We start from the raw sequence: 13,865 nt of genomic DNA on the forward strand, positions 1-13,865 counted from the left end.
TCGTCGCGTCGTGTCAGGGCTCTGATTGACGTCCGGTTCAGCCTACTGGTCCCCCACCGGACCACGGTTTCCCTCCGGTCACCAATCGGGGCGGTCGAGCGCCGGGCCGCCGTCGGCCCCGGTCAGGGGTGTGCGCGCGGCCTCCCACGTGCAGGACGCGCGTCCCGGTCGAGGTCGGGGACACGACCGCGACGTGCGCCGCGGCGACGTCGTCGAGCGGGTGAGCGATCACGTCGACCCCGACCGTCCCGTCCGCGACCGCGTGGAGCGCGCTCCGCAGGTGCCCCCGCAGCCGCTCGGGCGCGGCGCCGGCGAGGGCACGGAGGTCGTACCCGACGAGGCTCGTCCCGGTCCGTCGCACCCAGCTCGTCGCGACGAGGTCGTCCTCGGCGGAGCCGTCGCCGTGCACGACGTGGCGCCCGCCGAAGCCGAGGGTCGCGGCCGCGGCCCGCCCGACGGCGCCGCCCACCGGGTCCAGCACCACGTCCACCCGGCGCCCGCCCAGCAGCTCGTCCAGCTCGGCGAGCCCCTCGTACGTCACGACGTGCCGGGCACCCCAGCTGCGGGCGCCGGCCCGTGCGGCGTCGTGCCCGACGGCGGCCGCCGCGATCGCCCCCTGCGCGATCGCGAGCTGGACCGCCGCCGAGCCGACACCGCCGGCCGCAGCGAGCACGAGCACCGTCTCGCGTTCCTCGACCCGCGCCGCCTCGAGGAGACCCCAGGCGGTCGTCACGTCGCACGGCACCGCGGCCGCGACGGCGTCGGAGAGCCGTTCGAGCTCCCCCTCGAGCGCCACGACCGCCGACTCCGGCACCACCACGAGCTCCGCAGCCCCTCCGCCGGCGAGGACCAGCGCGGCGACGCGCTGCCCCGGACGCAGGGTCGTCACCGCGTCGCCGACCGCGACGACCCGGCCGCTGACCGCGAGCCCGGGGACGTGCGGGAGGGGGACGGCGCACTGCCCCCGGCGCACCTGGACGTCGGCAGCCGTCACTCCGGTGCAGGCGACCTCGACCAGCACGTCACCGGCTCCCGGGACCGGCTCCGGGACGTCGGCGACCCGCAGGACCTCGGGTCCGCCGTGCTCGGTGAGCTGGACGGCACGCACGGCGGCGGCTCCTCGGGACGGTCGGACGGGACGAGCGGGCCCGGGTGGGACGAGCGGGGGCGCTGCCCGCTCGGGTGTGCGTGCACGAGGCCCCGACCTCGACGCCCCTCGCACCGGTGCGAGCCGCGTGGCGGTGCGCATCCCGGTGCCGCCGAGGCCGGGGCTGTCAGCGGGCCCGGCTCGCGGCCGGGCGGGTCTCGGCGGTCGTGGCCAGCGGCCCGTCGCCGGTGAGGACCTCCCACCCCCGCTCGCGGGCGAGCCGGGTGAGCACGGCGTCGGCGCCGACGACGACCGGCGTGCGCACCTGCTCGAGCATCGGCAGGTCGGACTCGTGGTCCCCGTACGCCCACGACGGGGTGCCGGGCGCGAGCTCGTCGAGCACCGCGGCGACCGCGGCGGCCTTGGCGTCGCCGATCATCGGGGTGCCGATCCAGCCCGTGTAGCGCCCGTGCGCGATCTCCGGGCGGGAGCACAGCACGCGGTCGGCGCCGAGGTGCGCGGCGACGGGCTCGAGGCACGCCGGGAAGGAGCCGGAGACGAGCACGATCGCGCGGCCGGCGGCGCGGTGCGCGTCGAGCTGTGCGTGGACGGCGGCGTCGACGAAGCCCTGCAGCAGCACCTGCGCGAACCAGCGGCGACCGGCGGCGGCCATCTCCGCGACGGGCTCCCCCGCGATGAGCCGGTAGTAGGCAGCGTTGGCCTCCTCGCGCGGGAGGTCCGCGCGGAGCAGGTCCGCGAGCGCGTCGAGGCTGCGGGACCGCTCGACGGGGGCGAAGTCGCGCACGTAGTACTCGTAGAACGAGACGAGGCTCGTGAGCCGCAGGAGCGTGCCGTCGACGTCGAAGAAGGCGACGCCGGTGGGCTCCGCACCGCCGGGGGCGGTCGTGGCGTCGTCCGGGAGTCGGGGGATCGTGGCGGTCATGTCAGCCTCCAGGTGAGCACGAGGTGAGCACGCGGTGAGCACGGGTGCGGAGCTGGCGAGCGACGGCTGACGCCCTCGGTCGTGATCGACGGTATCAGAATCCGTATCTGTAGCAGAACCCTGATACTCGAAGTTCGTCGTACGTCCGGTCTCGCCGGACCCGCCCTCACGCAGGGCCGCGCGCCCCGACGGTCCGCGCCGGGAGCACCGCACGGACCGCGTCGACGGCGCCGCGGGGGTCGGCGAGCCCGCCGTGCGCCGCGAGGTGGCCGTCCGGCCGCACGAGCAGGTACCGCGGCGCGCCGCCCAGCACGCGGCGCAGGGCCGGCGACGCGAGCGGCGCCAGGTCGGTGACCCGGACCTCGGGCAGCCCGGCGGCGATGGTCGCGGTGACCTCGGCGCCGGCGGCACGACCGGAACGTCCCGGCCAGAGCAGGAGGGTCCACGCGTCGGCGTCGAGCACGGGCCACGCCCCCGCGCCCGGCCAGCCACCGCCGTCGTCCACGAAGGCCGGCACCCGGTCCCCGACCCGCAGGGACCGGCGCCCCAGCAGCGGCGTCCGAGGCGGCGCATAGCTCGTGTCGAGCTGGGCGAACATCGGCGCGGCGCGCTGGAGCAGCCGCGTCCGGTCCGCCACGACCACCGCGGCGTCGCGGAGCCACCGGCGCCACGGGCTGCCCAGGAGGCCCAGGCGCGTCTGCACGCCGGTCGCGGCCGTGACCCGCACGGCCGACGCGCGGCGCTCGGTCTCGTAGGTGTCGAGCAGCGCGTCGGGCGCCTCGCCCCGGATCACCGCCGCGAGCTTCCAGCCGAGGTTCACCGCGTCCTGCACGCCGGTGTTCATGCCCTGGCCGTTGGCCGGGCTCATGATGTGCGCGGCGTCGCCCACGAGGAAGCACGAGCCCTTCCGGAACGCCTCGGCCGTCCCGAAGCGCACCGCGAACGCCGCCGTCCACTCCGGCTCGCCGACCGTGCCGGAGCCCGGGGCCCGCTCGTCGAGCAGGCGCTGGAACAGCTCGCGCGGCGGCGGCGGGCCGTCCGCGGTCGGCAGGCTCATCGCGACCCGGTAGACGCCCTCGCGCAGCGGCGCCAGGCCGATCATCCCGGCGCCGGACCAGAAGTAGTGCACCGTGCGGTCCGACGGCGCACCCGCGACGGGGGCGTCGCAGATCCCGAACGCGACGTTGACGGGGGCCGCGGTGAACGGCACGTCGAGCAGGCGGCGGACCGTGCTGTGCGCGCCGTCCGCGCCGACGACCCAGTCGAACCGCTCGTACGTCACCTCGCCCGAGGGGCCGCGCAGCGACACGTGCGGGCCGCCGTCGCGCGCGTCGGGGTGCGAGAGCACGAGCAGCTCGGTGCCCGTCTCGACCGTCCCGCCGAGCTCGACGACGCGCTGCCCGAGGATCTCCTCGGTGACGGTCTGCGGGATCGTCACCGCGAACGGGTAGAGCGCGTCGGGCACCGTCGAGATCCGCACGGTGCCCTTGCGGCGACCCTCGGACCAGAACGCGACGGCGTCGACCCGGTGCCCGCGCTCGAGCAGCCGCGGCGTCACGCCCGTGCGGCGCAGGAGCTCGAGCTGGCGCGGCCAGAGGATCGCCGCGCGGGAGTGCGCCGGGGCGTGCGTGCGCTTGTCGACGACCCGCACGTCGATCCCGCGCCGCAGCAGCTCGCACGCGAGGACGAGGCCCACGGGCCCGGCGCCCACCACCAGCACGCGCGGCTCAGGCACGAGCACCCTCCCGGGTCGACGGCGCCAACCGCACGATCGGTCCGTCGCCGCGGGACGACCCCGCCGCACGGCCGCAGCCGGCGGTTCCGGCGCCCGCGCCGACCCCGAGCACCGCGCCGAGCGTCACGCGCTCGCCCGGCGGGCCGCGAGCGGTCCGGGCAGCGTGTCCAGGGCGAGCTCGACGGTCGCGGCCGGGCGGTCGCCCTGGACGACCCGGACGGCGACGGTCGAGCGCGGCGGCTGGTCGGGCGCGGACCGCACGGGCGGCCGGGGCGGCTCCATGTGCAGGACGGTCGGCTCGTCGAGCTCGACGTACTGCAGGAACCGCCCGGTGATCGCGCCGACGTGCGTGTGCTGCGCGGACACGCCGTGCGTGTCGGCGAGCGCGACGAGCGCCAGCTGCCGGGCGGCCTCCGTCAGCACCATCGCGGGCACGTGGTCCTGGGCGTGGTCGAAGAGGCTCGTGTTGGTGAAGGGCAGCCGCAGGAGCCCGCGGACCTCGTGCTCGTCGGCCTCGACCGCGGTCAGCACCACGTTGCGCTCGTGCGCTCGGGCGACGAGCGCCGGGTCCAGGGACGGGGGCACGGGGGCGTCGCGCAGGCCCGCGCTCGTTACGAGGGTCGTGCGGCGGCGGGTGTCCCGCAGGGCGCGGTACGCCATCGGGGAGGCGAACATGACCTCGGTCGACAGCCGCCCGACCTCGGACTCCCCGACGGGCTGGGCGACGAAGATCGTCACGCGGTAGGTCAGCGAGCGCAGGACCCCGTGCACCGTGCGGGGGTGCTCGACCTCGACGAGCAGGCGCAGCGTCGGGGGCGCGTAGCCGACCGGGATCTCCCCGGTGCCCGGGAACGCCATGTCCCACGAGCGCAGGACGAAGTGCTGGCCGAGCGGGACGCCGAGGTAGGCGTGCGCGACGAGGGTCTCGGCCTGCCGGCAGCACTCGAGGAGCAGCAGCGGGTCGACCCGGGGGACGCGGCCGGTGTGGTCGCCGTAGTAGCCGTGCTGCGGCGGGAGCTGGGCGCCGACCTCGTACGCCGCCTCCCCGACCTGCGCCGAGTCGGTCACGAAGACCTCGCTCAGGGCGGCACGGTGGACGAGCCGGCGGTCCACGGTGGTCCGGTCGCTGAGCCCCGGGCCGTCCAGCGGGCTCCGCGTGAGGTCCAGGGACTCGGTGATCATGGACTTCCCCCTGAAGCATGAACGGTGCTGAGCCGAGAGGTCCACCCGGCAGCACAGCGCCCGGGTGCCGACGTGCGTTTGCTGACACCTATCAGGGCTCTGTGACCTGTCCGGACAGTAGCAGAGGCATCCCGGGGCGAACCAGCGACAAAGGGATGAACGCGACACGGCGTCGAAGCGCTTCCGCAGGCCCGGACGCGGGCCCGCGCGACGACTCCCCGACGCCGGGAACACCGCGGCCGCGCCCGGGGTTCACGCCACCATGACGACCATCGGACTCATCGGCAGCGGACACATCGGCGGGACGCTCGCGCGCCTCGCCGTCGAGCACGGGTACGACGTGGTGGTGAGCAACTCGCGCGGCCCGGAGACCCTCACGGACCTCGTCGCGGAGCTCGGCGACCGGGCACGTGCCGGGACGGCGCAGGAGGCGGCCGAGGCCGGGGACGTCGTCGTCGTGACGATCCCGCTCCACGCCTACCGCAGCGTCCCCGTCGGGCCCCTCGCGGGCAAGACCGTGATCGACACCAACAACTACTACTGGCAGCGCGACGGCCACGTCCCCGAGCTCGACGCGCACGAGACGACGAGCGCCGCGCTGCTCCAGGACCACCTCCCGGAGTCGGCCGTCGTGAAGGCGTTCAACCACATCACCGCCGCCGACCTCGGCTCGCGCGGCACCCCGCCGGGCACACCCGGCCGCCGCGCGCTCGCCGTCGCGTCCGACCACGACGACGCGAAGGCGCAGGTCAGCGCGCTGCTCGACGAGCTGGGCTTCGACGCCGTCGACGCCGGCACGCTCGCCGACAGCTGGCGCATCGAGCCCGGCACCCCCGGTTACGGCCCCGACCTCGACGCCGACGGGCTGCGCACCGCCCTCGCCGCGGCGGAGCGGGGCGCGAGCGCCTGACGCGGACGGGCACCCGCACCGGGCGCCCGAGACCGCACGACCGCACGCCCGCCCGGCACGCCCGAGCGCTGCCGGGCGGGCGTCCGCACGTCCAGGAGAGGACTCTCACGCGCGGCTGGACGCCTGCCCAGGCGAGATCGCGCCGGGGATGCCAAGGTGTGCGCCATGAACACGTCAGTGCGCTCTGCGGCAGCCGGAGCGGGCAACCACGGTCTCCTCGAGAAGGGTGCGCGCCTCGGCTACGCCGCGAGCGGGTTGCTGCACCTCCTCATCGCGTTCGTCGCGCTCCAGCTCGCGTGGTCGACCGGCGCTCAGGAGGCCAGCCAGGCCGGCGCCCTCCAGACGCTCGGGAGCTCCGGGCCGGGCTCCGTGGCCCTGTGGGTCATGGCCGTCGGGCTCGCGCTGCTCGGCGTGTGGCAGCTCACCGAGGCCGCCGTCCTGCAGGAGACCGGCGACCGGATCAAGGCCGCCGGCAAGGGCGTCGTCTACCTCGTGCTGGCCTGGACGGCGTTCGGCGTCGCGCGCGGCTCGAGCTCCGCCGGCGGCTCCGACCAGACCACGACCATGACCGCCTCGCTCATGGAGAAGCCGTTCGGCCTCGTGCTCGTCGGGGCCGTCGGTGTCGGCATCGTCGCGATCGCCGTCTACCACGTGCACAAGGGCTGGAAGAAGACGTTCCTGCGCGACCTCGTCGAGCACCCCGGCCCGTGGGTCGTGCGCGCCGGGCGTGCCGGGTACGTCGCGCGCGGCATCGCCCTCGGCATCGTCGGCGTGCTCCTCGTCTCGGCCGCGGTCACCCACGACCCCGCGCAGTCGCAGGGCCTCGACGGTGCGCTGCGCACGCTGCTCGACGCCCCCTTCGGCAAGCTCCTCCTGACGCTCGTCGCGCTCGGCTTCGCGGCGTTCGGCGTCTACTCCTTCGCGCGCGCCCGGTACGCGCGCGTCTGACCTCGGCGGCACCCCGCCGGCGCCCCGGGACACCGGGCGCGCCGGCGCGGGTGGCGACGACGGCCGCCGGTCTGGCCCCGGGACAACGACGTCCCGGGGTCCGGCCACGTGGCGGCCGCGACGTCCGGCGGCGGTCGGCGCCGGACCTGTCGGTGGCGGGCGGCTCCGAGCCGCGCCGCGCGGAGCCGGAACCGCACCGAGCGGTCGGAGCGGGGTGGGGCGGCGACCGTCAGTGCCAGGTGCCCCGCTCGCGCAGCACGTCGCGCAGGAGGTCGGCGCGGTCGGTGACCAGACCGTCGACGCCCAGGTCCAGCAGCGCGCGCATCTGCGCCGCGTCGTTCACCGTCCACACGTGCACCTGACGGCCGGCCGCGTGCGCCGCCGCGACGGTCCCGGCGTCGACCACGCGCACCCTGCCCTGGGCGACCGGGACCTGGAGGCAGTCGACGGGGCCCAGCGCGCGGGCCGCCGCCCGGGCCAGCCCCGTGCGGTAACCCACGAGGAAGCGGGCCACCTCCCCCGTGGCCGCCGACGTCGCGACCGGACGGGTCAGCGCCGCGAGGGTCGCCCGTCGCCGCGCCGCCGAGAACGACGCGACGCAGACCCGGTCGTGCGCGCGCGTGCGCTCGACCGCCGCCGCGACCGGGCCGGCCGCGCGGGCGTCCTTGACGTCGACGTTGACCCGCAGCCCCGGCCACGTGCCCAGCAGGTCCTCGAGCAGCGGGACGGGCTCGCGGCCCGCGATGAGCGCGCGGCGCACCGTCGCCCACGGCAGGTCGCCGACCCGACCGCGCGCGTCCGTCGTGCGGTCGAGCGTCGCGTCGTGCAGCGCCACGGCCACGCCGTCGGCGGTCGCGTGCGCGTCGGTCTCGACGTAGCGGAAGCCGAGGTCGACGGCCGCCGCGAACGCCGCGAGCGAGTTCTCCCCGCCGTCGGGCGCGAAGCCGCGGTGCGCGAGCGCGACGAACCCCGAGGGGTCGTCGAGGTACGGGTGCCGGGCCACGTGGCTCATCGCGCCGGGGCGTCCACCGACGCATCGGGGTCCTCGACCGCCCCGGAGCCGTCCCGCACGGTCCGGGGCGTCGGGGGCAGCCGGTGCTCGACGAACGCGACGACGCCCGCGAGCAGCAGGAACACCACCGCGACGACGAGCGCGTTCAGCACCGCCTGCGCGCCGCCGATCGCGCCGACGTCGAGGAACGGGTACGGGTACCAGTCCACGACGGCCCCGCGGCCGAACGTCCAGACGAGCCACGCGACCGGGTAGGCGACCGACCACAGCACGGTCGCGCGGTCCGCCCGGGGGCGGGGCCCGACGACGAGCCACGCGACCACCGCGACGACCGGCACCGTGGTGTGCAGGAGCAGGTTCGCGAACGCGCCCGACGGCGTCAGCTCCTGCAGGCCTGCGAGCACCGCGTGGTAGACGATCCCCGTCACGCCGATGCACAGGAGGCCGTCGAGCCGCAGCACCCGGAACACGCGCCCGTCCCGCTGCGGGTCGAGCGCGAGCAGCGCCGACGTGCCGCCGACCAGCAGGTTCGACTGGATCGTGAAGTAGCTGAGCAGGCGGGTCAGGCGCTCGGCCATGCTCCCCGCGACGCCCGGACCGTCGGTGAACGCGGTCACCACCTCGACGCCGACCCCGACGAGCACCATCACGGCGACGAGCCCGTGCAGGGTGCGCGCCGCCGCGGACCTCACGCTGCGGCGCCGGCGGTGGGGTGGGCCATGTGCCGACCCTAGCGGCGGGTTCCGGGAGCGGCCCGGGGACGGACCGGGTGGTGCCCGGCACGCGCCCGCCGACGTGTCGCGGGACGACTCGGCCGAGATCGCCTCGCGCGAGGTGTCCTCGCCGCGGGTTCCCGTTCGTCGTGCCAGTACGACGCCGCCCCACCCCGGGGCGCACGACCCAGGAGGTTCCCGTGCAGTTCGTGATGCTGGTCCGTGTCGACCCCGAGGCCACCCCCACCGCCGAGGACGACGACCCGAACGCCTGGGTCGACGTGCACGTGCCGCGGCTCGGCAAGCGCCTCGAGGGCAACCGCCTGCGCGACGTCGAGGACGCCACGACGGTCCGGGTCCGCGACGGGCGCACGCTCGTCGCCGACGGGCCGTTCGCGGAGTACAAGGAGCTCATCGCCGGCTACGACCTCATCGAGGCCGAGAGCATCGACCGCGCCGTCGAGATCGCCGCGCTGCACCCGGTCGCCCGGTTCGGGTCGATCGAGGTGCGCGAGGTCTGGCCGTTCTGAGCCGGACCCGCACCCGTCGCACACGCACGCACCCCTTCCCGTCGCACACCCCAGGAGGAACCATGCAGTACATGCTTCTGATGGCCGCCGTCCCCGACGCCCCCGCGCACGAGCCCGACCGGACGCCCCCCACCGCCTGGGTCGAGGAGATGCAGCGGCGCGACGTCGACCGCGGCGGCTACCGGCTGCGGCTGCCCGACGAGACCCGCACGGTGCGGGTCCAGGGCGGCGAGACCGTCGTCGTGCACGGCCCCTACGCCGAGGTCGCCGAGCAGGTCGCCGGCATCGGGCTCATCGAGGCCGCCGACCTCGACGAGGCCATCGAGATCGCCGCGAAGCACCCGTCGGCCCGCCTCGGCGCGATCGAGATCCGGCCGCTGTGGGTCGGGTGACCGACGTCGACGCGGCCCTCACCTCGGCGTTCAGCGCCGAGTGGGGGCGCGTCGTCGCGACCCTGATCCGGCTCACGGGCGACTTCGCGCTCGCCGAGGACGCGGCGCAGGACGCGTTCGTGGCGGCGGCGCGGCGGTGGCCGGTCGACGGCGTGCCCGACCGGCCCGGCGCGTGGCTCACGACCACGGCACGCAACGGCGCGCTGGACCGGCTCCGGCGCGCGACCACAGAGGCACGCAAGCTCCGGGAGGTGGCGGCGATGGACGCGCTCGAGCTGCACGCCCATGTCGCGGAGGACGACGGGACCGCGAGCGCCGTGACCGACGACCGGCTGAGGCTGATCTTCACGTGCTGCCACCCGGCGCTCCCGCTCGAGTCGCGCGTCGCGCTCACGCTGCGGACCCTGTGCGGGCTCACCGTCCCGGAGATCGCCCGCGCGTTCGGCGTCGGCGAGGCGGCGATGACCAAGCGGCTCGTGCGCGCCCGGCAGAAGATCGCGCACGCCGGCATCCCCTACCGGGTCCCGGCCGACGACGTGCTCCCCGAGCGGCTCGACGGCGTGCTCGCGGTGCTCTACCTGCTGTTCACCGAGGGCTACTCCGCGACCGCGGGGCCCGGGGTCGTGCGGGAGGACCTGTCGGCGGAGGCGATCCGCCTGACGCGCGTGCTCGCCGAGCTCGTGCCCGACGACGCGGAGGTGCACGGCCTGCTCGCGCTCGAGCTCGCGCACGACGCCCGGCGCGCCGCCCGGACCGACGCCGCCGGCGAGCTCGTGCCGCTCGAGGAGCAGGACCGCGCGCTGTGGGACGCGGGCCAGGTGGCGGCCGCCGCCGAGGTGCTGGCCCGTGCGCGCACCCTCGCGGTGGAACCCGGACCGTACCGGCTGCAGGCCGAGGTCGCGGTGCTGCACGCGACCGCCGCGACCGTGGAGGCCACCGACTGGGCGGCCGTCGCCCGGACCTACGCGCAGCTCGCGCGCCGCGCGCCGTCCCCGTACGTCGACCTCAGCCGGGCGGTCGCGGTCGCGATGGCCGACGGGGTCGATGCCGGGCTCCCGCTGCTCGACGCGCTCGCCGCGTCCGGGCGGCTCGACGGCAACCACTACCTCCCCGCGGCGCGCGCGGACCTGCTGCGGCGGGCCGGGCGGGAGCCCGAGTCGGCCGAGGCGTACCGCGCGGCGCTCACCCGCGTGACGAACGACGCGGAGCGGCGGTACCTGCGGCGCAGGCTCGCGGAGGTGTCCTAGCGGGACCCGGCGCACCGGCGGCTCAATGAGCACGATCCGGGCCGGTCCGGGCGCCTAGCATCTGGCGGTTGTGAGCCGCCTCGTCGAGACCGTCGTGCCCGGGCGCCTCGGCGTGCCCTTCCGGTGGCTCGTCGGCTCGGCGTTCGTCTCGAACCTCGGCGACGGGCTCGCGCTCGCCGCCGGGCCGCTGCTCGTCGCGTCGCTCACCGACGACGCCCGGCTCGTCGCCCTCGCCGCGACGCTGCAGTGGCTGCCGCCGCTGCTGTTCGGGCTGTTCGCGGGCGCGCTCACCGACCGGCTCGACCGCCGGCTCATCGTCGTGTCCGTCGACCTGGCGCGCGCCGTCGTGCTCGGCGTCCTCACGGCGGTCGTCGCGACCGGGGACGTGTCGATCGCGATGGTCCTCGGCGCGCTGTTCCTGCTCGGCACCGCGGAGGTCTTCGCGGACAACGCCTCGGGGACGCTCGTGCCGACGCTCGTGCGCCGCGACGACCTCGCCGTCGCGAACTCCCGCATCCAGACGGCGTTCCTCACGATGAACCAGCTCGCCGGCCCGCCGCTCGGAGCCGCGCTGTTCGCGGCCGGCACGGCGCTCCCGTTCGGGACGCAGGCGGTCGCGGTGCTGCTCGGCGCGGTGCTCGTCTCGCGCGTCGTCCTGCCCGCCCGCGAGCCCGCCGACGAGACGGCCCGCCGGCACCTGCGCCGCGACATCGCCGAGGGCTTCCGGTGGGTCGCGCACCACGCGGCGGTCCGCACCCTCGTCCTGACGATCCTCGTCTTCAACGTCACGTTCGGCGCCGCGTGGTCGGTGCTCGTGCTCTACGCGACCGAGCGGCTCGGGCTCGGCGAGGTCGGCTTCGGGCTCCTCACCACGGTCAGTGCCGTCGGCGGGCTCGCGGGGACCTTCTCCTACGGGTGGATCACGCGGCGCGTCAGCCTCGGGGACCTCATGCGGATCGGGCTCGTGATCGAGACGCTCACGCACCTCGCGCTCGCGCTGACCCGGAACCCCTGGGTCGCGCTCGCGATCTTCTTCGTGTTCGGGGCGCACGCGTTCGTCTGGGGCACGACGTCGGTCACGGTGCGCCAGCGGGCCGTGCCGGCGGCGCTGCAGGGCCGGGTCGGGAGCGTGAACCTGGTCGGGGTCTTCGGCGGGCTGGTCGTCGGCTCGGCGATCGGTGGGCTGCTCGCCGAGCGCTGGGGCGTGACGGCACCGTTCTGGTTCGCGTTCGCGGGGTCGGCGGTGTTCCTCGTACTGCTGTGGGGGCAGCTCGCGCACGTCGCGCACGCGGACGAGGCGCCGGTGGCTGCGGCGCCGGTCGCCGACGAGTAGCCCGCCGCCCCGGGCACTGCCGGGACGGCGGGCGCGTCGCGCACCGAGTCGGGTCGGGTCGGGTCGGGAGATCCCCGCACGCCGACCGGGCGGCCCGGGCCGGCACCGCCCGGCTCACCAGGGGATCGGCCCCGCGTCGCTGAAGTACCCGCCGGTCGGGCCGTCGTCGGGCAGCGTCGCGAGCTGCAGCGCCACCTGCGCCCCCTGCTCGGGTGTGCGCGTCCCGCGGAAGCCGTTGAGGTCGGTCGCGACGAAGCCCGGGCACGCCGCGTTGATGAGGACGTTCGTGCCCGCGAGCTCCTTGGCGTACTGCACGACGACGGCGTTGAGGAACGTCTTCGACGTCGAGTACGCCGCGGAGATCGGGCCGGTGTCCGTACCCGGCGTGGTCTGCAGCGTCAGGGAGCCGACGCTGCTCGACATGACCACGACGCGCGGTGACGCCGAGCGGCGCAGCAGCGGCAGGAACGCGTTGGTCACGCGGACGACGCCGATGACGTTCGTCTCGACGACCTCGCGGATCGTCTCCGGGGCGACGAGCGTCGGCTCCTGCGGGACGCCGCCGGTGATCCCCGCGTTGTTGACGAGCACGTCGAGCCGCCCCTCGTGCTCCTCGAGCTGTGCGACGGCGGCCGCCACGCTCGCGTCGTCGGTCACGTCGAGCGCGACGCCGAACGCGTCGACCCCCGCGGCCCGCAGCTTCTCGACGGCGTCCGTGCGGCGGCGGTCGTCGCGCGCGGCGACCCCCACACGCCAGCCGAGGGCCCCGAGGCCCGCCGCGATCTCGTACCCGATGCCCTTGTTCGCGCCGGTGACCAGCGCTGTCGTCTTCTCGCTCATGCCGCCAGCCTGTGCTCCGCGCCCACGAAGGGTCCAATACCGGTTCGGTGCCACCGATACCTCGCCGGTATCAGTCGTCGGTGGCGTGGTTACGCTGGACGGCATGGAGACGCGCGAGCTGCGGTACTACGTCGCCGTCGCCGAGGAGCTGCACTTCGGGCGGGCCGCCGAGCGCCTCGGGATCGCGCAGCCGCCGCTGTCCCGCGCGATCCGCCAGCTCGAGCGCCGCCTCGGGGTCACGCTGCTCGACCGCACGAGCCGCTCGGTCACGAGGACCGAGGCCGGCGAGGCGCTGCTGCACGAGGGCCGCGCCGTGCTCGACGCGGTCGAGGCCGCCGAGCGCCGCACCCGCCGCGCCGCGCACGCCACGACCGGGGCGCCCGGCGTCGTGCTCGCGACGAAGGCCGGCGCATCGACAGAGCTGCTCGCGAAGCTGCTCGACGCGTACGCCGCCGAGCCCGACGCGGTCCCGGTCGAGGTGCTGCTGAGCGGGATCGGCGAGCAGTCCCGCGTGCTGCGCGACGGGCGGGCCGACGTCGCGCTGCTGCACCTGCCGTTCGACGACGTCGCCGGGTTCGACGTCGAGGAGCTCCGCACCGAGGGCCAGGTCGCGCTGCTGCCCGCGGGGCACCCGCTGACCGCGCGCCCGCACCTGCACCTCGCCGACCTGACCGACGTGCCCGGGCTGCCGCTGCCCCGTTGGCCCGAGGCGGACGGTACCTACGCCGACGGCCCCGGGCCCCCCGCGCACGACCACTCCCAGCTGCTCCAGCTCATCGGGCTCGGGCGCGCGTGCGCCATCGTGCCGGAATCGGGCCGTCTGCTCGCGCGCGGCGACGTCGCGGTGGTGCCGGTGCTCGACGCGCCGCAGGTCACGACCGTGATCGCGTGGCCGCCGCACAGCCGCTCGCGCGGGGTCGCGGGGCTGGTGCGGACGGCGACGAGCCTGTGAGTCGGCGGGCACGACCACCCGCGCTCGACCGCGCGCCACGC

At 76.1% G+C, this 13,865-nt stretch carries 13 protein-coding genes and 1 pseudogene; 7 read left to right on the forward strand and 7 right to left on the reverse strand.

What is annotated here, in order from left to right; all coding sequences use genetic code 11:
• Positions 1 to 37 precede the first annotated feature (37 nt).
• The 4 genes from ACWFNE_RS02610 to ACWFNE_RS02625 all read right to left on the reverse strand — a co-directional run bounded on the left by ACWFNE_RS02610 (position 38) and on the right by ACWFNE_RS02625 (position 4,947).
• Entirely contained in the window at positions 38 to 1,108 is a 1,071-nt protein-coding gene (locus tag ACWFNE_RS02610) for a quinone oxidoreductase family protein (protein ID WP_452120902.1), read from the reverse strand.
• Between the two features lie 166 nt (positions 1,109 to 1,274).
• Positions 1,275 to 2,030: an HAD family hydrolase gene (locus ACWFNE_RS02615; protein ID WP_452120903.1), complete on the reverse strand. Its 756-nt coding sequence runs from the start codon at positions 2,028 to 2,030 to the stop codon at positions 1,275 to 1,277.
• Between the two features lie 166 nt (positions 2,031 to 2,196).
• Complete coding sequence (locus ACWFNE_RS02620) at positions 2,197 to 3,765, reverse strand: FAD-dependent monooxygenase (protein ID WP_452120904.1); 1,569 nt, start codon at positions 3,763 to 3,765, stop codon at positions 2,197 to 2,199.
• 123 nt (positions 3,766 to 3,888) lie between these two features.
• A complete protein-coding gene (locus tag ACWFNE_RS02625) occupies positions 3,889 to 4,947 on the reverse strand; it encodes a ScbA/BarX family gamma-butyrolactone biosynthesis protein (protein WP_452120905.1) in 1,059 nt (352 codons plus the stop codon).
• Between the two features lie 247 nt (positions 4,948 to 5,194).
• On the opposite strand from ACWFNE_RS02625, the pseudogene ACWFNE_RS02630 reads away from it, so the two are divergent.
• Together ACWFNE_RS02630 and ACWFNE_RS02635 are read left to right on the forward strand one after the other, a co-directional pair.
• Positions 5,195 to 5,857, forward strand: a pseudogene (locus ACWFNE_RS02630) (NADPH-dependent F420 reductase); the annotation flags it as partial.
• 165 nt (positions 5,858 to 6,022) lie between these two features.
• Positions 6,023 to 6,805 carry a DUF1206 domain-containing protein gene (locus ACWFNE_RS02635; RefSeq protein WP_452120906.1) on the forward strand — a complete coding sequence of 261 codons (783 nt, stop codon included), beginning with the start codon at positions 6,023 to 6,025 and terminating at the stop codon, positions 6,803 to 6,805.
• A gap of 229 nt (positions 6,806 to 7,034) precedes the next feature.
• Here the strand turns inward: ACWFNE_RS02635 and ACWFNE_RS02640 are convergent, their stop codons facing one another.
• Together ACWFNE_RS02640 and ACWFNE_RS02645 are read right to left on the reverse strand one after the other, a co-directional pair.
• Positions 7,035 to 7,817 carry a glycerophosphodiester phosphodiesterase family protein gene (locus tag ACWFNE_RS02640; RefSeq protein ID WP_452120907.1) on the reverse strand — a complete coding sequence of 261 codons (783 nt, stop codon included), beginning with the start codon at positions 7,815 to 7,817 and terminating at the stop codon, positions 7,035 to 7,037.
• Positions 7,814 to 8,509 (reverse strand): Pr6Pr family membrane protein, encoded by a 696-nt coding sequence (locus ACWFNE_RS02645; RefSeq protein WP_452120908.1) that lies wholly within the window; start codon positions 8,507 to 8,509, stop codon positions 7,814 to 7,816. Before ACWFNE_RS02645 ends, ACWFNE_RS02640 begins: the two co-directional genes overlap by 4 nt.
• A 221-nt stretch (positions 8,510 to 8,730) precedes the next feature.
• On the opposite strand from ACWFNE_RS02645, the gene ACWFNE_RS02650 reads away from it, so the two are divergent.
• The 4 genes from ACWFNE_RS02650 to ACWFNE_RS02665 all read left to right on the forward strand — a co-directional run bounded on the left by ACWFNE_RS02650 (position 8,731) and on the right by ACWFNE_RS02665 (position 12,032).
• Positions 8,731 to 9,060, forward strand: coding sequence for a YciI family protein (locus ACWFNE_RS02650; protein ID WP_452120909.1), 330 nt, complete (start codon positions 8,731 to 8,733; stop codon positions 9,058 to 9,060).
• A gap of 62 nt (positions 9,061 to 9,122) precedes the next feature.
• Complete coding sequence (locus tag ACWFNE_RS02655; RefSeq protein WP_452120910.1) at positions 9,123 to 9,452, forward strand: YciI family protein; 330 nt, start codon at positions 9,123 to 9,125, stop codon at positions 9,450 to 9,452.
• Positions 9,449 to 10,699, forward strand: coding sequence for an RNA polymerase sigma factor (locus ACWFNE_RS02660; RefSeq protein WP_452120911.1), 1,251 nt, complete (start codon positions 9,449 to 9,451; stop codon positions 10,697 to 10,699). The genes ACWFNE_RS02655 and ACWFNE_RS02660 overlap by 4 nt, the downstream gene beginning before the upstream one ends.
• 70 nt (positions 10,700 to 10,769) lie before the next feature.
• The gene (locus ACWFNE_RS02665; RefSeq protein ID WP_452120912.1) at positions 10,770 to 12,032 is read left to right on the forward strand and encodes an MFS transporter; all 1,263 of its coding nucleotides are present in this window, start codon (positions 10,770 to 10,772) and stop codon (positions 12,030 to 12,032) included.
• A gap of 114 nt (positions 12,033 to 12,146) precedes the next feature.
• Here the strand turns inward: ACWFNE_RS02665 and ACWFNE_RS02670 are convergent, their stop codons facing one another.
• On the reverse strand, positions 12,147 to 12,872 hold the full coding sequence (locus ACWFNE_RS02670; RefSeq protein ID WP_452120913.1) for an SDR family NAD(P)-dependent oxidoreductase: 726 nt from the start codon (positions 12,870 to 12,872) through the stop codon (positions 12,147 to 12,149).
• A gap of 103 nt (positions 12,873 to 12,975) precedes the next feature.
• On the opposite strand from ACWFNE_RS02670, the gene ACWFNE_RS02675 reads away from it, so the two are divergent.
• Positions 12,976 to 13,824: a LysR family transcriptional regulator gene (locus tag ACWFNE_RS02675; protein WP_452120914.1), complete on the forward strand. Its 849-nt coding sequence runs from the start codon at positions 12,976 to 12,978 to the stop codon at positions 13,822 to 13,824.
• Positions 13,825 to 13,865 lie beyond the last annotated feature (41 nt).

The sequence above is a fragment of the Cellulomonas sp. NPDC055163 genome (assembly GCF_053607065.1).

Excerpts from the sequence above, each read along its gene's own strand:
- ACWFNE_RS02615 (WP_452120903.1), bottom strand. The coding sequence starts at position 2,030 with ATGACCGCCACGATCCCCCGACTCCCGGACGACGCCACGACCGCCCCC.
- ACWFNE_RS02625 (WP_452120905.1), bottom strand. The coding sequence starts at position 4,947 with ATGATCACCGAGTCCCTGGACCTCACGCGGAGCCCGCTGGACGGCCCG.
- ACWFNE_RS02635 (WP_452120906.1), top strand. The coding sequence starts at position 6,023 with ATGAACACGTCAGTGCGCTCTGCGGCAGCCGGAGCGGGCAACCACGGT.
- ACWFNE_RS02640 (WP_452120907.1), bottom strand. The coding sequence starts at position 7,817 with ATGAGCCACGTGGCCCGGCACCCGTACCTCGACGACCCCTCGGGGTTC.
- ACWFNE_RS02655 (WP_452120910.1), top strand. The coding sequence starts at position 9,123 with ATGCAGTACATGCTTCTGATGGCCGCCGTCCCCGACGCCCCCGCGCAC.
- ACWFNE_RS02670 (WP_452120913.1), bottom strand. The coding sequence starts at position 12,872 with ATGAGCGAGAAGACGACAGCGCTGGTCACCGGCGCGAACAAGGGCATC.
- ACWFNE_RS02675 (WP_452120914.1), top strand. The coding sequence starts at position 12,976 with ATGGAGACGCGCGAGCTGCGGTACTACGTCGCCGTCGCCGAGGAGCTG.